Origin of the sequence: Microcoleus sp. FACHB-68, from assembly GCF_014695715.1 — a bacterium.
In the GTDB taxonomy this organism is placed as follows: domain Bacteria; phylum Cyanobacteriota; class Cyanobacteriia; order Cyanobacteriales; family Oscillatoriaceae; genus FACHB-68.
On sequence record NZ_JACJOT010000007.1, the window covers coordinates 42,910 to 62,216 of the forward strand.

General features: G+C 47.7%; 11 protein-coding genes and 1 other annotated feature (1 of these 12 running past the window's edge). Of the genes, 6 read left to right on the forward strand and 5 right to left on the reverse strand.

Annotated elements, in window-relative coordinates; genetic code table 11:
• Window positions 1-8: 8 nt before the first annotated feature.
• Complete coding sequence (locus tag H6F73_RS08680; protein ID WP_190758416.1) at window positions 9-3,800, reverse strand: PAS domain S-box protein; 3,792 nt, start codon at window positions 3,798-3,800, stop codon at window positions 9-11.
• 357 nt (window positions 3,801-4,157) lie between these two features.
• Between H6F73_RS08680 and H6F73_RS08685 the strand changes: the two genes are divergently transcribed.
• Together H6F73_RS08685 and H6F73_RS08690 are read left to right on the forward strand one after the other, a co-directional pair.
• Window positions 4,158-5,465: an acetyl ornithine aminotransferase family protein gene (locus H6F73_RS08685; RefSeq protein ID WP_190758417.1), complete on the forward strand. Its 1,308-nt coding sequence runs from the start codon at window positions 4,158-4,160 to the stop codon at window positions 5,463-5,465.
• Window positions 5,466-5,865: 400 nt separating this feature from the next.
• Complete coding sequence (locus H6F73_RS08690; RefSeq protein ID WP_190758418.1) at window positions 5,866-6,825, forward strand: DUF1338 domain-containing protein; 960 nt, start codon at window positions 5,866-5,868, stop codon at window positions 6,823-6,825.
• Here H6F73_RS08690 and pyk read toward each other — a convergent pair whose 3' ends face one another.
• Entirely contained in the window at window positions 6,826-8,247 is a 1,422-nt protein-coding gene (gene pyk, locus H6F73_RS08695) for a pyruvate kinase (RefSeq protein ID WP_190758419.1), read from the reverse strand.
• Window positions 8,248-8,524: 277 nt separating this feature from the next.
• Between pyk and H6F73_RS08700 the strand changes: the two genes are divergently transcribed.
• Window positions 8,525-9,922 (forward strand): N-acetylmuramoyl-L-alanine amidase, encoded by a 1,398-nt coding sequence (locus H6F73_RS08700; protein ID WP_190758420.1) that lies wholly within the window; start codon window positions 8,525-8,527, stop codon window positions 9,920-9,922.
• Window positions 9,923-10,033: 111 nt separating this feature from the next.
• Here the strand turns inward: H6F73_RS08700 and H6F73_RS08705 are convergent, their stop codons facing one another.
• The gene (locus H6F73_RS08705; protein WP_190758421.1) at window positions 10,034-10,807 is read right to left on the reverse strand and encodes a hypothetical protein; all 774 of its coding nucleotides are present in this window, start codon (window positions 10,805-10,807) and stop codon (window positions 10,034-10,036) included.
• A gap of 442 nt (window positions 10,808-11,249) precedes the next feature.
• Here H6F73_RS08705 and H6F73_RS08710 point away from each other — a divergent pair, with 442 nt between their 5' ends.
• The 3 genes from H6F73_RS08710 (at window position 11,250) to H6F73_RS08720 (ending at window position 17,593) form a co-directional block, all read left to right on the forward strand.
• Window positions 11,250-11,438, forward strand: coding sequence for a hypothetical protein (locus H6F73_RS08710; RefSeq protein WP_190758422.1), 189 nt, complete (start codon window positions 11,250-11,252; stop codon window positions 11,436-11,438).
• Between the two features lie 450 nt (window positions 11,439-11,888).
• Entirely contained in the window at window positions 11,889-16,940 is a 5,052-nt protein-coding gene (locus tag H6F73_RS08715) for an AAA family ATPase (RefSeq protein ID WP_242072395.1), read from the forward strand.
• A gap of 242 nt (window positions 16,941-17,182) precedes the next feature.
• Window positions 17,183-17,593, forward strand: coding sequence for a chemotaxis protein CheW (locus H6F73_RS08720; protein WP_347239507.1), 411 nt, complete (start codon window positions 17,183-17,185; stop codon window positions 17,591-17,593).
• Window positions 17,594-18,142: 549 nt separating this feature from the next.
• Here the strand turns inward: H6F73_RS08720 and rplL are convergent.
• Window positions 18,143-18,538, reverse strand: coding sequence for a 50S ribosomal protein L7/L12 (gene rplL / locus H6F73_RS08725; protein ID WP_190758423.1), 396 nt, complete (start codon window positions 18,536-18,538; stop codon window positions 18,143-18,145).
• Between the two features lie 138 nt (window positions 18,539-18,676).
• Window positions 18,677-19,225 (reverse strand): 50S ribosomal protein L10, encoded by a 549-nt coding sequence (gene rplJ / locus H6F73_RS08730; RefSeq protein ID WP_190758424.1) that lies wholly within the window; start codon window positions 19,223-19,225, stop codon window positions 18,677-18,679.
• Window positions 19,226-19,305: 80 nt separating this feature from the next.
• Window positions 19,306-19,307, reverse strand: a sequence feature (ribosomal protein L10 leader region) (it continues 161 nt past the right edge of the window).

Consider the following 19,307-nt stretch of genomic DNA (forward strand, 5'->3'; position numbering starts at 1 on the left):
CCATGCCCCTAACTCAAACTGGCAAGCTTAGCAACCACTTTCGCCAACTCAGCCGGCTCAACCGGCTTGGAGACGTGCATTTGAAATCCTGCCAGCATCGCTTGCCGGCGATCCTCATCTCTGGCAAATGCCGTCAACGCCACAGCCGGAATCTGTTCCCCCCGCGTTGCTTCTTGCTGTCTGAGCTTGCGGATTAGCTGGTAGCCATTCTCCCCAGGCATTCCGATGTCACTGACTAAAACATCGGGTGTCAGCTGTTCAAGAGCTGCAAACGCCTCACGGGCTGATGAAACCGCCGTTACGCTCACCCCGTAATGCGTTAGCACTGTGGCAATCAATTCGCAGGTATCGGTATCATCATCCACAACCAGCACCCGCAAGCCATCCAGTACCCACAAGTCTTGGGAGGTTCCTTCACTCTCAACCTCTGTTGCTACTAGCCATGAAACTCGCGCTTTCGTCGCTAGTGGCAACTTCACCGTAAACGTCGCTCCCTTGTCTTTGCCTTCACTAAATGCCTCAATCGTGCCACCATGCAGTTCTACAAGATAGCGAACGATCGTCAATCCTAAACCTAGCCCGCCGTGTGTTCGTGTCGTTGAGCTATCGGCTTGGCGGAACCCTTCAAACACATGAGGCAGAAACTCAGCGTCAATTCCAATGCCGGTGTCGCTTACCGTAAGTTGGACGTGCTTGCCGGCAAGCTCAAGTTTGACTTCCAGCCGTCCCCCTTCAGGGGTAAACTTGATGGCATTGGAAAGCAAATTGTTAATAATTTGTTGCAAGCGATCTGGATCGCCTGAGACGGTAGTATCTGAGCCGGCAAGTATAGACTCTACTTGAATATTCTTGGCATCCAGTGCCGGTTTAAATGTCTCCAATGTCTCCTCAACAATTCCTGCCAAGTTAACTGGAATCACATTCAAGCGAATCTTGCCGCGCAGAATGCGGGACATATCGAGAATATCGTCGATCACTCTCACCTGTTGCTTAGCATTACGCTCAATCGTTTCCAGTGCTTTAGTCCTAATCCCTTCATTTAACTTCTGGCTGCGGAGCATTTGCGACCAGCCCAAGATTGAATTGAGAGGCGTGCGGAGTTCGTGAGAAACAATTGCCAGAAACTCATCTTTAATGCGGTTGGCTGCTTCCGCTTGCGTGCGTGCGGACTGTTCTGCCTCATACAGGTTGGCACGATCAATCGCCAAAGCAACGCGCTCAGCCACAAGCTGAAGCAGATGCAAATCGTCTGAAGTAAAACTGCGGGTATTAACGGTGCCGACTTGGACAACTCCCAGCACTCGATCTTCAACCAACAGCGGAGCACCCATCAGCGATTGAATCTGTTGTTCTTGCAAGATGGGGCTGTAGGCTAGACTATAAGCCTCCCGGTCGATCAACACCGGCTGACGCTCAGCAGCAATGCGTCCGGCCACTCCTTGACCAATGGGGATGCGGAGTTGTTGCTCAATTGCCCCCTCAACTCCCCTAGCCGCCCGCACCACCAGCGTGTGACTTTCAGCGTCCAGCAGTAAAACAGCCGCCGTATCTACCGACAAAACTTCACAGAGGCGATCCAGTAACTCATTAAGCAAATCATCCAGCGACAGATGCGCGATCGCCGCATCCGTGACAGCTTGGAGACGCTGTACCATTTCACGGGCTGATTCAGCAACAGCCCGTGCGGTTTGCTCGCGCTTCAACAATTGGGTGCGTTCTTCCTCTGCCCGTTTCTGCTCGTCAATGTCTGTGCAAGTTCCGAACCACTTGACGATTTCACCATTGTGATCGCGCATTGGCAAGGCCCGACCTAAATGCCAGCGATATTGCCCGTCAGAAGCCCTTTTAAAGCGGTATTCAATTTCGTAAGGCTCGCCCGTCTGAACGCTGTGGTTCCAGTTATTGATACACTTCTGGACATCGTCAGGATGCAACACTGGACCCCATCCCCAGCCCTGAGTTTCTTCGATCGTCATGCCGGTGTAGTCAACCCAGCGCTGGTTATAATAATCCACCCAACCATCCGCTTGAGCGGTCCAAATGATCTGGGGAACGGCTTCGGCGAAGAAACGATTGTACCGCTCGCTTGCCTCCGCTTCTGCACGGGCTGCTCGCTCACGCTCTAAAATTCGGGCGCGTTCTTCTTCCACCCCCTGGCGTTGAATCGCTTGCGCCAGAATATTTGCAGCCGCTTGGAAAAAGTAAATATCATCCTGGCTGAACTTCCGGTACGTGGTTGTGTGGGCACCCAAAACCCCCCAAGGTTTAGCATTTTGAAAGTTGCTTTTCAGTGTCTGGCCGGCCTTATTCGACAGCGTCCTCGAACCCCAAATAATCACGCTTAGACCGCTAATGACCCCGTGGTTATGCAGCAAAGGAGGGCCAGAGAATCTTGTTTCCGTCCGTAGATCCGTCACAACCACCGGCTCAGAAGACGCTAAGGTGTAACCAGCTTGTGAATCCATTCCTTTACCTACGGTGCCGTGACCAACCAATCCTTCCTGCCATCCCACGCCGGCTCTCAGCAACAAGGCATTACCCTCTGGTAGCAGTTCTAAAACTTTGCAATACTCCACTTCTAGGGTTTGGGCGATTAGCCTCACCGTTTCGTCCATCAGCGTCCCAAGATCGGTGCCCGAAAGTGCTCGCTGACCCAGTTGGGCGATCGCTTCTTGCTGTCGCGCTCGGATTCTTAACTCTTCCTCTACCCGTTTAAGTTCCGTGATATCGGATCTGATTGCTAAATATTGAAAGGGCTTTCCTTGTTCATCGACAAAAGGAACAATCGTGGTGTCAACCCAGTAATACGTTCCATCTTTCGCTCGGTTTCTGATTTCTCCCTTCCAAATTTGCCCACTAGAAATTGTTGCCCACAAGGTTCTAAAAAATTCCTTGGGGTGATATCCAGAATTAAGGATTCGGTGGTCTTGTCCTACCAGTTCTTCTTTAGAAAATTTGGAAATTTCACAAAACTTATCATTAACATAATTAATAATTCCTCTGTGATCAGTTCGCGCTATGATCGCAGATTCATCTAAAGCAAATTTTATATCTGAGAGCTGTTTAAGAGAGATTTTGGCTTCTTCCTCCGCGATCTTTGTGGCAGTAATATCGCGTGTTACTTTTGAGAAGCCTTTGAGGTTGCCGGCTTCGTCTCGTAACGCGGTGAGGATGGCATCAGCCCAGAACCGCGAACCGTCTTTACGAATGCGCCAACCCTTATCTTCAAACCGACCTTTAGCGGCTGCCACCTGCAAGATGCGTTCTGGCCTACTTTGTGCAATGTCTTCAGCAGTGTAAAAGCGGGAGAGATGCTGACCGATAATCTCTTTAGCTTTATAACCCTTAATGTTTTCTGCTCCCTCGTTCCAACTCACAATATACCCATCAGGATCGATCATGAAAATCGCGTAATCTTTCACACCCTGAACCAGCAAGCGGAAATTCTCTTCACTGACTCTCACCCGCTTTTCAGCCTTCAGGCGGGCGGCGTTGAGCGAACTGATCATTAGCGCCACCAGTATAAACAAGCTCAGCAGCAAAATGTCTTGTAACGCGATAGCTTGAATCGAATAGCCCGATTTCAGAAAAAAGTAGTCGAGGCACAAGGCAGATAAAATAGTGGCCAGCAACCCAGACGGGAAGCCGCCATACCAAGAGCTGAGAGCCACAGCCCCTAAAAACAGTGCGGTGGGAGTGGTTTGCAGCAATGGTTTTAGTAGGAGTGTCAGCAGCAGCGCTAGTGCTACAGCCAATACAGCTACGCCATAACGCCGCAGATACAGAAACTTCAATTTCATTAACTTACTCCAGTCTGAGAGATAGCTAGGCCAACGCATTGCGCTGTATTAACAGCTCGATAACAGCTCTGTGTGACAACCCAATTTTAACCAACTCTCAAACGGTTAAGTTTTGTATGTAGCTTCATAAAAGTAAAATTTACCCTAAGTATTAAGAATTGAGGCGTTTTATTAAAATTTTCCGCCCTTTAATGAATTTTTAATAGGTGATTTTCTATAAGCTTATTTGTCGCAATTTCTTGGATACAAGCTTCCTATTGGAAAATATTTTACAATGTTTATTATTTTAAAAAATGCTTTAACTCTCAAATCTAATATCTAAAATTTAAAATTATAGACTCTTTAACCTGAATAGCTATGCTGAGCGTTCCCACCAACTGGACTCTGCCTCGCACTCCCCAGCTCTTGACATCCCTGCCTGGGCCTCGCGCCCGTGCGCTTGTAGAGCGAGATCGGGCTGTAACGTCCCCTTCCTACACTCGTGGTTACCCCTTGGTAGTGGCTCGCGGTGCCGGCTGTATGCTCGAAGATGTGGATGGCAACGTTTTTTTAGACTTAACTGCCGGCATTGCAGTCACGGCAACCGGCCATGCTCATCCTGAAGTTGTCGCAGCTATCCAAGAGCAGTCTGCGCGTCTAGTGCATATGTCGGGAACTGATTTTTATTATGAACCGATGGTGCAGCTGGCAGAAGACTTAGCCAAACGCGCTCCCTTTCCCAATGGTGCGCGGGTGTTTTTCAGCAATTCTGGGGCGGAGTCGAACGAAGGGGCGATAAAACTGGCGCGTTACTATACAAGGCGATCACTGATCATTGCCTTCCTGGGCGCTTTTCACGGGCGCACTTATGGCGCGATGTCTCTCACCGGCTCTAAAACTGTCCAGCGCCAGCAATTTGGGCCATTGTTACCCGGTGTCACCCACATCCCTTACGGCACCCATGAAAGCCTAGATTACCTAGAACAAAAGCTTTTCCCCACAGTGCTGCCGCCGGCAGAGGTAGCGGCGATCGTCGTTGAACCGATTCAAGGAGAAGGGGGTTATATTGTGCCGGAAGATGGCTTTTTAGAGCGCATTCGCAGTATTTGCTCTCGCCACGGCATTCTGATGATTGTTGATGAAGTGCAAGCCGGCATGGGGCGCACCGGCAAACTTTTTGCCACTGAACACTGGGGTGTGATGCCAGATATTATTACCCTTGCCAAAGGCATTGCCAGCGGTTTGCCTCTCGGTGCTATTTTATCTCGACCTGAGTTAATGACATGGCCGCCCGGTTCCCATGCAACAACCTTTGGCGGCAATCCGGTTGCCTGTGCTGCTGCGAATGTGACGTTACGATTACTAGAAGCCGGTTTGATTGATAATGCTTATAAAATGGGTGAGCTATTACAAGCGGGGCTAAGTAAGCTGGCAAGCCGGTTTAGTCGGGTTTCTTTGCCACGAGGCAAAGGTTTGATGGTGGCAATTGATTTACTTGATAGCGACGGTCATTTAAATTCTGAGTTACGGGATCAAATTGTGGATCGGGCTTTTTACAAAGGATTATTATTACTGGGGTGCGGTAAATCTGCGATTCGGTTTTGCCCACCTTTAGTTATTGAAAGCGATCAGGTTGAAACGGCTTTACAGATTCTCACGGAGTTGTTTGAAGAACTAGGTTGTTAAGTAAATACATAAGAGTGGCATAAAGCCAGCCTGTGGTCATTCATCACAGGCTAAAAGCCTACTATGTAAGCAAGATCGCCGATTTGATTTTTCGACTAATGAACCATTGTTAATAAAGTTTCGCTCCTAAAAAAGGAGGTTTACCCAACCGGATTTAGTATCATCTGCCCATACCTGACGGCATCCTGTATTCATCTGCGTTTATCTGCGTTTATCTGCGGTTAATAAAAAGATGATAGTTGCCCAGAGAAGCTCCAAATCTTTAAAATTATATAGGTCAATTTGCTTGATTTTATTATTTTCTTTGCTTAGAATTTGAATTTCTATGGTTTTTAAATTTAATTAAAAGTTTAATATTTAGTTTTAACAGAAAATTAGAAAATTAAGGAGTGTAGAGCCAATGATAGCCAACTCGTCTGATACCAACTTAAAAAATATCGAAATTGCCGGCAAGCTGTGGAATAAATTGTGGGAAAATTACAGCGCCAGGGTAAGTTATGCCGGCATCTATCAGCAAATGATCTTAGAAGCCGGTGGCACAATAGCCAATGACCACATCGCTTTCCGTTCCTTGCGTCTGAATGTCGAAACTCCCCAAGGCAAGAAAAACTTGGGAATTGAATATATCGAGCAAATTGCAGAAGCTTTGGGTTACTTCGTTGCTGGAGAATTATCCTTCCCCGATCAAAAACTTTATGCCCGTCATTACCGGCACCCTCAGCAAGAACAATTTGATTTACCTAAACTGTTTATCAGCGAACTAATTGTTGAAGAACTGCCGGCAGACATCGCACAATTAATTGAGCAAACTGTCACCACCGATCTCGCAATAGCAACCCAATCAATTGCCTCTCTAATGAACACAGCAGACACAGAACACATTGCCGATCAACTTCAAAAAATCTTCACCCGTCCTTGGCAACCCCCCTTACGCTCAACCGTCGAAACTGTTAATAAAATCACTCAATATGGAGCTTGGGTGCTGCTGCATGGTTATGCTGTGAACCACTTCACCGGCTACATCAACCGCCACAATACCCAACAATACCCCGATATCGAAAGCACAGCCCGTGGCTTAGCCGAACGAGGCGTTCCGATGAAAGCCGAAATCGAAGGCAATCGAAGCACAGGTTTGCGTCAGACAGCAACCCAAGCCATTACAGAAAACGTGCCGGTGCGAGATGATATCACTAAAGAACTTATTACCATCCCTTGGACTTATGCCTATTACGAAATAGCCGAGCGCAACCTCATAGAAATTGCGCCCGGACAAACGGCACTATTTGAAGCATTTCTCGGCCCTAACGCCCAAAATTTATTTGAAATGACGCGTATTGCGGACGAGGGCGTGGAAAAATAACTAAACCAACTGAGTTTCCCCAATGCGGTGAACCTTAATTAAATTCGTCACGCCAGTAAAAGGTAAAGGCAAGCCGGCAGTCATCACAACAACATCTCCCTTAGAGACATATCCAGCTTCAAGCACAGCCTGTTCCGCGAAGAAAATCATCTGATCGGTACTAGAAACCTGCTGAAGGAGAAGTGATCGCACACCCCAATAGAGAGCCAGCCGGCGCTGCACCAACACTGAAGGCGTTAAGGCAATTACAGGAATTGGCTGCCGGTATTTAGACAGGATTCGCGCAGTAAATCCATGTTCTGTAAAGCAGATAATCGCTTTTGCCTTTAAATCTTCTGCCAACTGGCAAGCCGCATGAGCCACAGAGTTGGACATCTCCAAATCCTTGACTCCGCTGAGGTACTTGGTAGAGCGGACTAACTGTGCCTCTACCGTTTCCGCAATCCGGGCCATTGTTTTGACTGTTTCCACCGGATAGCGTCCCACTGCCGTCTCGCCGGAAAGCATAATCGCATCTGTGCCGTCAATAATCGCATTTGCGACGTCAGAAACCTCTGCACGAGTGGGCCGGGGGTTGTAAATCATGGACTCTAGCATCTGAGTCGCCGTGATCACCGGCTTGAGATGGCTGTGGCACATTTCAATAATCGACTTTTGGATAATGGGAACCTGTTCCAAAGGCATTTCCACACCCAAGTCCCCCCGCGCCACCATCACCACATCAGCAGCATCGACAATACCTTCAAGTTCCTCAACGGCTTCGTGACGTTCCACCTTGGCAACCACATTCGTTGCTTTTTCCTTGCGTTTAACGGCACCTTTGACTTCTTTGATATCCGAAGCTTCCCGAACAAAGGAAAGCGCCACATAATCAACATTTTGGCTCAACCCAAAGTTTAAATCTTCGATGTCTTTGTCTGTTAAAGCAGGAGTCGAGATCGAAGATTGACTGAGGTTAATCCCCTTATGACTTTCCAGGGGGCCACCATGAATCACGGTTGCATGAATTTCACTGCCGGCCACTTTGTCCACCCGAAGGCGAAGCAGTCCATCATTAATGAGCAAGGGTTCTCCCTCCTTAACATCCGAGGCGAGTCCCTTATAGGTGCAACTAAATCGCTCTGCGGTGCCGGTGACTTCATTCATGGTGATCACAGTTTTCTCACCGGCTCTTAAAATGGCTCCATCTTCCATGTCTCCCACCCGAATTTTCGGGCCCTGTAAATCTTGGAGAATGGCCAGAGGACGATTGAGTTCAGAAGAAATTTCCTGCAAGATGTGAATGTTTTTCTCGTGGGTTGCGTATTCTCCGTGAGAAAAATTGAGGCGGGCCACATCCATGCCGGCCTCTACCATCGCTTTAATCGTCTGGTAATCGGAACTAGCGGGGCCAAGGGTGCAGATAATTTTGGTTTTACGCATATATAGTCCGGTTTGATGGGACGTGATTCTGCGAATTTGTTCAGTTACAGGGTAACAAATGTTCAGAAACCAAGAGCGATGGGGAAATTGTGTCGGCTGCTTTGGGGATACAGACAGGCTTATCGGCCAGCCAATGTTCTGAAAGTGCCTGTCAGTGTAAATGCAACGCAGTATTCCTATAAAACTAGGTCACAGCTCGGTTAACCTAGGAACGGCAGAATCCATTATGGTAATTGCTTGATATCAAATACTTCTATCTTTAGGACAAGAATTGCACATGGGACGAGTTTTTATTTCAGCCGGCCACGGGGGTTATGAGGGACAAGTTCTCGATTCCGGCGTAGTAGCCGGTGGCACCACAGAAGCCAGAGAAATGATTTTGCTGCGCGATATGGTGATAACAGAGTTGCGCTCTCGCAATTTAGAAGTCTTGGCTGTACCGGACGAGCTGAGTATGAAACAGACCATTGAATGGATTAATGCTCGTCAGCGTCCGGGTGATGTTGCCCTAGAAATTCATGCCGATGCGTATTTCAATCCAGCAACCAGGGGCGCTAGCGTTTATTACATCGCCAACAACGAACGGCGCAAAGCAGATGCAGAACTGCTGCTGCTGGGATTGCTACGGCGGCTACCTCAACTGCCCAGTCGGGGCGCTAAGCCTGACATTACCACCGAGGTCGGGAGTTTGCCCTTTTGTCGGGGAATTATTATTCCGTCAATGCAGATGGAAGTTGGCTTTCTCACCAATCCAGATGACCGATATCTGATCCAAAACCGACGCCGGGATATCGCTTTAGGAATTGCAGACGGACTGGCGGCGTGGGTGCGCGGAACGACCTTACCAACGCCAACGCCAACGCCAACGCCAACTCCTATCCCAGTGCCAGATCCAACCCCAGGGCCGGCAGATACTTATCCATTATGCAATATCAACATTAACGGGCAGTTGTACGGCGAGAAAGGCATCCTTATCAACGGCAATGCCTACGTTCCAATTGATTTAATCGATAGTTTGGGAATCGATCTGACAAGAGCCTCCCAAGTTCGCCGCGTTACCTACAGAAATATTGTCTATCTCAGAGCAGTTGAACTGCGGGATTTCAATATCTCTTTAGGTTGGGACTCTTCTACCCGCACCGTCAGTCTTCGCTCTATTTTGAATGTGTGCGCCGGCCAGCTCGATAAGATTATGGGGCATGGTAACACCAGCGAAATGGAGTTAATCATGTTTCTTAAAGCCAACAATGACGCTGCCCTGAACCAGTTTCCAGATATCCCCAAGCTTTATAGGGAGGAAGCCAGTATTGAGGGCGTCAATTATGACATTGCGTTCTGTCAAATGTGTTTAGAAACCGCATTTCTGCGCTTTGTCAGCGGTGTTAGACCTTCTCAAAATAACTTTGCCGGTTTAGGGGGAGTGGGCACCGGCATTGAGGGAGCTTCTTTCCCCAGCGCCAGAATTGGCGTCAGAGCACACATCCAGCATTTAAAAGCTTATGCCTCTACAGAGCCAATTGTTCAGGAAATCGTCGATCCCAGGTTTCGCTTTGTCACGCGAGGGGTTGCCCCTTTGGTAGATCAGCTAAGCGGACGCTGGGCGGCAAATTTAGAATATGGGGCGAAAATCATGGCTCTCCTCAGACGGTTGTATGAGTCAGCGAAGTTGTTGTAGGAGAATGGGGAATGGGGAATGGGGGATAGGGCATGGGGCATTGGGCATTGGATGAGAAACTTTTCTCCCACTCCCCCACTCAGGACTCAGGACTCAGGACTCAGCACTCCCTTAAGCTGTCTTAAAGAACCGAATAATTTCCCGAACGTGGTCGAGAAATTGGCCGTCAGTGCTGAGCTGGGCGACCGCATTTTGCGATTCTCTGGCTAGCCGATCATGCTCAGCCTGATTTGTGACTCGTAGCTGTTCTAAAGAAGCCGCAACGCGGGTTAGCTCGTTACGAGTCGCGAGTGATTGGCGCTCTTGGGTGGAGACCCAAGAGGTGGGATTTTCAGGGTTCAGTTGCTGTTGCAGTTGCTCGACGGTTGACTCCAAAGTGATGACGCGCTGGCGCAATTCCACAACGTCTTCGCGGGGATACTGCACTTCTTGACCGATCGCACGCAGACGCGCGGCTAAATACTCATAACCTCTGACTGCCGGCCTTAAAAGCGTTAGAAGTAAGGCGGCACCGGAACTGACATAGCCAACTGCACTGATGCCGGTGATTGCCAAAGTGTAGAGTCCGATGGCTGAAAGCAAATGCAGTGCAATGGCAACGAGAAGCGAACGCGACGCTAAACGTTTGACGTATGTCACTTGCTTTTCATCGACTGCAATTCCCTTTTCAGTGGATCGTTCGGCTTCTGCTAAAACTTCTTTAGCCTGAAAATAGACATTCCAAGGCACGGTGACAATCACTACCAACCACCAAAAACTCGCTCCGCCAATCACCCAGTCCAGAATGCTGCCGGCGGGGATGTGTAACCATTGCAGTAGTCCAAAGGCTAGCAGCAGCAAAACAACTAATCCAGCACTAAAACTGGTGAAAAAGCTTAAATACATTCCAGTAACCTCAGCTGTGAAGGGGTTGCTTTGATCGTGGATAAGTTTTTTACTTTGTTTCTGCCAGTTTGTGACAGTTAAGCCGGCTTACTTTGTTTTTGCCAGTTTGTGACAGTTAAGCCGGCTGCATAGGTTCGCCGGTTGAGAGCGCTTGTGACACTTTGTCTAAGTGGCATAAAGCAGGCAACCCGGCGCGGCTGGGCGGGATTATTTTCAATGTTTGGGGTTTAACATTGCGATCAATATCGATCCTTAAAAAATATAATTCCCCTGGCCGATCTCAGTCAGGGGAATTTAAAGTGTTCGGTATAGGTCTTTCGGTATATGTGTTGTTTTTCTGAGGCTTCGTGCGTTGATCGGGATAATTTTAAAACCCGATCAATAATTTCCCTATTTTTGTTGAGCGGCGCTATCAATAGAGTGGCCGGCGGGGAATTAGGGAATGGCGGCCAAACATTTATCCCCCCCCCCATCCTCTGAATCGATGTTTTGCACTCGTTGCGAAAAATGGGATGGCACCCACCGGCATCCTAGGATGTTGCACCTTGTGGCAGTTCATCGAATGCCGGTTACAATCGCCTGTGTGCCGATTCCAGGAAATGAGCTGATGATCATCTGCTGTTTGGATTAGAACCTCATTCATTCGATGTTTGGCGTCAACCCATTCAGCCGCATAGCTTTGGAGGTATGGCAAACAGCCCATCATCTCAGCAATATATTAAAAATCCTCCCTTAGAGGGATTCACTTGAGAAACCCACCTAATTAGATGATGTAGATACGCAAAGCACTCAATCTGAAATCTAGCGCAGGGCGGATTCTCCTGAGCTCGCCCGTTGAGTGGGGGTAGATTTACTTAAAAGGTTAAACACGTGCTTTGCAGTGCGGTTGAGTTTTGAGAGACTGTGACGCTTTGAGAAGACACGCGCCAGGCTTGGAGCATAAGCGCAAAGCGTGTTCGCGAGCTTCTAAAATGAAAGACATTCCCCCACGTGAAGAGTCGTGTTTTAGCGTTAATCGTATGCTCTTAACATCAGCGTATGCTCGCAGCATTACGTGAATATATAGGGTGCAGTTTGAGGTATGCAATTAGCTTTGGCAGCAGCGAAACATTTAACGATGACTGACCCGCACCCATTGGAATATACGGACGCCTACAACGAGCGTTCAGTGAAAATTTTGGCGAGGGCGATCACTCTTTCTGCCGGCCAGTTTACGCTGATTTTTGTCCGCTGCAATTATGCAGTTCTGCAAGAGCGGATGGCAAACCGGCTCCGGGAATTTCTTAGCAGCGAAGAGTACCGGCTCACTAACGCCTCTCAAATGCCGGTGATCAATGTTCCAGAGCTTGTTCTGCCTGAGTTCGTTACAACTCTCTACACGACAATCCGGGATTTACTGGCAGATCAAACCCCGCAAGCATTAATGGTTTTCGGCTTGGAGTCAGTCACAGAGATCGAGCGAGTGCTGGCTTCTACCAACCAAGTACGGGAGGAATTTCGCAAAAATTTTCCGTTTCCTTTGGTGCTGTGGGTTAATGATGTTCTTTTGCAAAAGCTGGTGCGCTTGGCTGCCGATTTTAAAAGCTGGGCTGCAACCTCAATTAAATTTGAAATCGCTTGTGAGGAGTTAATCCACATTTTGCGGCAACCGGCAGAGGCAGAGTTCACCCGAATTCTGCAAGCTGGTAGCAGTATGCAAATGCCGGCTGAGCGTTCTCCAGATCGGCTAGAACTTGAATTAGCCCAGCGCGATTTGCTAGCACGCGGGGTTCGCGTAGAACCGGCAGTTGATGCCGGTGTGCAATTTGTTCTCGGCTTGGATTCTTATGCCAATGACGATTTCAATTTAGCCCTCGGCTACTTCAAGCAAAGCTTAGGGTTTTGGCAGCAGGGTAGATGGAGACACATCCAACAAAGCCGGCGAGCGCAACAGCATTTCCTGCTCATCCAATATTTTATAGAACGGCAAGGCGTTGTCTTATTTCATATTGGTTTGTGTTATTGCCGCAAAGCCGAACGGGAACCAGCCGAGAGTCGGCAGCACTGGAATAAGGCAAGGCGTTACCTACAACAATGTTTAGATGTCTTTGAGCGGGGGAACCGGCCCGATTTAATCTCAAAATTTATCAACCATCTCGGTGAAGTTCTGCGGCGTTTGGAAGCATGGGATCAGTTGCACAAACTCGCCCAAAAAGCACTGATTTTGCATTATACCGACGACAGGCGGGTGCAGCTCGCTCAGGATTATGGCTTTTTGGCTGAAGTGTGTGTGGAGAAAGCCGAGGAAGCCTTACAACTGTCCAAAGTAAGTGAGGGCCAAATCGATGCTAAGAAAGCGACTCAGCAAGTCCGCGAGGCCAATAAACAAGCACGGGATGCCAAATGGGCAGCTCAACAAGCCCTAGATATTTTGGCCTCAGCATCGGTGAACCAGCAGCAGGATCAAGGCTTATATCTGTTTTTGCTAGCGCGGGCGCTGCGCCTGGAAGCCGCAACACAGCGGCTGCCCCTTTCCCGGCAAATGGTTCATGTCAATGGTGAACGCATTGCCATCACTTACCTGGAACAGGCGAGAGTGGCGCTGGCGCACCGCCGCGATCCCCAGCTTTACATTCGCATCATGGAGGAGCTGAGATCGCTTTATTTTAAGCAAGGTCAGTATTTAAATGCTTTTTTAATTAAAAAACAGCAACGGGAAATCGAGCATCAGTATGGGTTGCGGGCTTTCATCGGTGCCGGCCAACTGCAACCCCAGCGACAGGGAATTAACCCAGCTTTAGACGATACAGCGCTAAGCCTGCGCGTTGTCGCTCCAGAACTAGCAGTTGCGGCACGCCGGCAGGATATCGAGCGCTTAATCGAACGGATGGGTCGCAATGATTATAAGCTGACCGTGATTTACGGAACCTCTGGCGTCGGTAAATCCTCCTTAGTCAACGCCGGCTTAGTTCCTGCCTTGCAGCAGCGAGCGATCGGTGATCGCGTCGCCTTGCCGGTGGTGCTGCGAGTTTACACAGATTGGATGGTTGCCCTAGGCAGAGAGTTAGCCAAAGCACTTCAGCAAACAACCCCAGAAGAGACAAGCGCGATCAGTGACGCCTTCCCCCTCTCCCCCCCGTTTAATTCAAAAGATGCCATTCTTGAACAACTGCGTCAAAATGCCGACCGCAACCGGCTGACTGTGCTAATTTTTGACCAATTTGAAGAATTTTTCTTTGTTGATCAACTTCCCATTAATCGACGACCGTTTTTTGAATTTTTGCGCGACTGTCTCAACATTCCTTTTGTCAAGGTTATCTTATCTTTACGGGAAGATTATCTTCACTATTTGCTGGAGTATGAAGGCTTCAACGATTTAAACTTAGATGCCATTGATAACAATATTTTAGATAAGGAAATTCGCTATCCTATCAAAAACTTTTCTGAAACTGAAGCCAAAAATGTTTTGAAAAGCTTAACTGAAGGCTCTCAGTTTTACTTAGAAGAAGCCTTAATTGATGCCTTAGTCAACAACCTTCTCAGTGAGCGAGAAACTGTGCGTCCGATTGAGTTGCAGGTGGTCGGTGCTCAGTTGCAAGAAGATAAAATTACCACCCTAGAACAATACCGCAGCCTTGATGATGATAATCCCAAAGCAAAATTAGTTCAGCGCTCCCTTAAGCAAGTCATCGGCGATTGTGGGCCAGAAAATGAAGAAGCGGCTTGGACAGTATTATTTTCGCTCACAGATGCCGAAGGCAGACGCCCCCTCAAGACTAAACATGACTTGGCGGCAGCCTTGACATTTAAGGCTAACAAATTAAACTTAATCTTAGAGATTTTAGTCGGTTCAGGTCTAGTGTTTCATCACCGGGAAGAGCCGGCAGATCATTATCAATTAGTTCATGATTATCTTGTTGATTTTATCCATCAAGAGTACAAAAGTCGAGAGCAATTGCAGCAAAGAGAACAGCTAAAAAGAAGCGAAACGCAAAAACTGCTATTTGCAGCAGCCGGCGGCTTATTTTTACTGCTGGCATTTTTCACTTGCGGATTTTGGCTACGTGCAGAAGCGTTAAAACAAAAAGCAGAAATCCTGAAGCAAGAAGCAGAAATCGCTGAAACCAAAGCGAATCTCAAGGCTCATGTCAACAATTCTGAATATCTGTTTAACACCCATCAAGAATTTGATGCGCTGATCGAAAGTTTGTGGGCCAGAAAAACGCTGGAATCAGTGGCCCAACCACAACCGGATAATCGAATTCGGGTGGTGACAGCCTTGCAACAAGCGGTTTATGGGGTCAGAGAACGCAATCGCCTAGAGGGGCATCGGGATAGTATTTGGAGTGTGAGTTTTTCTCCAGATGGCCAGTTGCTTGCTTCAGGGGGAAATGACCATACAGTGAAACTTTGGAGTCGTGACGGTAGACAAATCAGTGTTTTTTCTGGGCATAGCGATAGTGTGACGCGTGTGAGTTTTAGTCCAGATGGGCAGCTAGTTGCCTCTGCTAGCCGGGATAAAACGGTGAAAATTTGGAAACTGGACGGCACACTGGTGACAACGCTGAACGGTCATGCAGATCGCGTTTATAGCGTTAATTTCAGCCCAGATGGGCAGCGGGTTGTCACCGGCAGCCATGACCAAACGGTGAAACTCTGGAAGCCAGATGGCACGTTAATTGCGACCCTAGCCGGCCATAGCGGGCCGGTGGAGTGGGTGTGTTTCTCGCCGGATGGGCAGTTAATTGCTTCGGCAAGTGATGATAAAACCGTAAAACTTTGGAAGCTGGACGGGACGAAGGTAAAGACGTTAACGGGCCATAGCGACTGGGTGATGGCGGTGAGTTTCAGTCCGCAAGGCAATACGCTCGCAACTGCCGGCAGAGACACCACGGTGAAACTTTGGAAGCCAGATGGCACCTTACTAAATACGTTGATCGGCCATAAAAAAGCCGTTTATAGCCTTAGTTTTAGCTTGGATGGCAAATTAATCGCCACGGCAAGTGATGACCAGACGGTGAAACTCTGGCAGATGGATGGTACATTGCTGAAAACCTTAGAGGGCCATAGTGGTCGTGTCACCGGCGTCAGTTTTAGCCCGGATGGGGAACTAATTGCGACGGGAAGCTTAGACAAAACGGTGAAACTCTGGGCCACTTACGACACCAAGCCGGCAACACTCAAGGGTCATAGTGATCGGGTGACTAGCGTTAGTTTCAGTCCTGATGGCGGGTTAATTGCCACCGGCAGCCGCGACAAGACCGTGAAATTGTGGTTACGCAATACAATCGGGCAACTTCAAAACGCTCCCTACAAAACCCTGACAGGTCACAATGATCGCATCATCAATGTCACTTTTAGCCCAGATGGCCAGATGATCGCTTCCGCGAGTTTAGATAATACGGTGAAACTCTGGAACCGGGAGGGCCAGTTGGTCAAAACCCTCTCTGGACGCGATGCGTTCTACAGTGTAAGTTTTAGCCCCAACGGTCAGCTACTTGCCACCGGCAGCAAAGATCATACGGTCAAACTCTGGACTCGACGCGGTGAGTTGCTAAAGATTTTCAGTGGTCACGGCGAGCGTGTCAATAGTGTCAGGTTTAGCCCAGATGGCCGGCTAATTGCTTCTGCCAGTGATGATAAAACAGTTAAACTCTGGAACTTGCAGGGGAAACTGCTGAGAACTTTGGGGGGGGAACATGGGCATCGATCCTATGTCACCACTGTCAGTTTCTCACCCAATGGACAACTCATTGCCACCGGCAGTTGGGATAATACGGTTAAGCTTTGGCCTCTTGATGGCAGTCCCCCCAAAACCTTGTTGAAAGGATACAGCGATAGTGTAACCAGTGTCGCTTTTTCTCCGGATGGTCAAACGGTTGCCTCTGCCGGTTGGGACAGTCGGGTGAAACTGTGGAGTCTTGATGGCACTTTGCTCAAAGCGCTTAAAGAGCAAAATTCTGGGATTTTAGAGATTAGTTTTAGTCCAGATGGCAAAGTGCTTGCCTCGGCACATGATGACAAAACAGTTATTTTATGGAATTTGGATCTCAATGATTTAGTCAGACGTGCCTGTGGCTTGCTACATGATTATTTACAGACTAGCGCGAATGTAACGGAGAGCGAACGTTTGCTGTGTGATAGCAAGTCCTGAGAGTAGAGTGTTTTGAATAACGCACAGTCGCCGATGGAAGCCGGCAATTAATCGGCAGACTCCCGAACTTTCTAAATTTTTTATATGATAAATATGAATAGAGTTAAGTACAATTAAAATGCTTATTTGTTGCCTTGCCGGCTAAGAGTGGGAATACTTAACTAAGTCTATCAAGTTGGAGGATCAAAGTCATTATGCTAATGTTGATCTTCTATGCCGGCAATGAGCGATATGCTTGAGAAATCAGCCGGGTTGTAGAAGTGCTGCCGGTTGTTGCTTTAACAAAGCTCCACCAGACCCCTGAATATTTTGCCGGCTTGTTTAACTATCGCAGTGAAATTGTGCCGATGATTGATATTTGCCAAATCCTCCAAGGGTATTCCTGCCGGCCTTTCTTAAGTACGAGAATTATAATTGTTCATTATCTAATTGGAGAGCGCCCTTCAAGCTTTTTAGCGATCTTGGCAGAACGAGTCACAGAAATTACTGATTACTCAGACAATAAATTTGTGGATTCAGGAATTAATATCAATCAATCGCGTTATCGGGGTAAAATAATTATAGATGAGCAAGGAATCATTCAATGTGTCCGAGTAGAATCTCTACTGCCTGAGTCACAAAGTCATTATTTAATGTCGAACTTGGCTGATTAAAGTTAATTAAAATAGTAATTTTACGATTTTCTTTGATTTTGGATAATTATGACCCAAGAAGCGATTGAAGCCTTGCTCAGAGAAAAAATTGGCTTAGAAGCAATCATTAGGTTCTAGCACTATTGCCAGATCCATTCGTCAGCGTATGCTAGATAGTGGATTGCCCGATATGCAAACTTATTTGCTTCGCTTGCGAACATCTACACAAGAGTTTTAAGCAACCATTGAAAATATCATCGTGCCGGAAACTTGGTTTTTTAGAGATAGAGAACCCTTTGTTTTTTAAAGCCGATAGTTCTCAAACTTTTTATAAATTTTTCATCGGTTAACTGCACTCAATCAATTCCTATTTCTTTCTCCTTTCCAGTAATCATAAAAAAAGGAGCCTCACAGAGACTCCTCGATTTAAAACCCAACAGGGTATTGGTTTGCCACTTTAAATTTCTCTCATACTGTTGTTCGGAGAAGATAACTAATTTTCACGAAATCTTCTCCTTTTTTCCCTAGGGAAAAGCAGCACAGAAATAATCAGGGGCAAAGCCGTTGAAATTACTTGATAGACACTTTTGCGCCAGATTCTTCGAGCTGCTTCTTAGCGTCTTCAGCGGCATCCTTGGCAACGCCTTCCTTAACCGGCTTGGGTGTAGATTCCACCAAGTCTTTGGCTTCTTTCAAGCCTAAGCCGGTGAGTGTCCGCACAACCTTCAGTACAGAGATCTTCTTATCGGCAGGGACTTCTTCGAGGATGACACTGAACTCGGTTTGTTCTTCTACTTCTTCTGCAGGAGCTGCTGCTGCTCCTCCTGGTGCCATCATCATCATCCCACCAGCCGGTGCGGCGGCGCTTACGCCGAATGCTTCTTCAATTTGCTTGACGAGCTCAGCGGCTTCCAGCAAAGTCAAAGATTTCAATCTATCCAAAATTTCATCGGTTGTTGCAGACATTCCTTAACTCCTTTAGTTTTTGTAAGTCAGTGGTCATTTTTTATTTGCGATTCGCTAATGGTTGAGTGCTAATGGATTACCTTAGTTCACCCAATTAACGAGTAGCAAAGCTTTAGACAGAAACCGGATAGCTGAAAACTAAGCGGCTTCTTGGTTGTCTTCCTTGTTTTCCTTGTCGGACACAGCTTGAAGAGCACGGGCAAGGGAAGATGGAACTTCGTTGATCCCGACAGCAAGTTTCGTCGCCAAGCCATTGATAGCGCCGGCAATTTGGGCGATGAGCTGTTCTTTGGATGGCAGATCCGAAATGGCCTTAAGCTCGGCTTCACTGAGAAGCCGTCCATCCATGACGCCACCGCGAAGTTCAGTCTTCTTACTCGCTTTTTGGAAGTCTTGGTAAGCTTTAATCGCCCCGCTGACATCTTCTTTAACGAGCAGAAAAGCGGAAGAACCCTTGAGCAATTCCTGCATCGGTTGCCAGTTATCGTCACCGTCAACTGCAAGTCCCATCAACGTGTTTTTGGTGACTTTGCAAGTCGTGCCGGTGGGGCGAAGCCGTTTTCGCAAATCTGTGATCTCAGCTACAGAGAGTCCTTTGTAGTCAATCACAATTGCGATTTGAGACTGACTCAAATTTTCTTTGAGTTCAGCAATCGCCGCATTTTTTTCTGCGTATGTTCTACCCACTGTTCTTTCACCTCCTTAACTGGGTAACGTTGGCAGAAAGTCAAAAGTCAGAAGTTAAAATTCATTCTTCGTCTTTCAAACC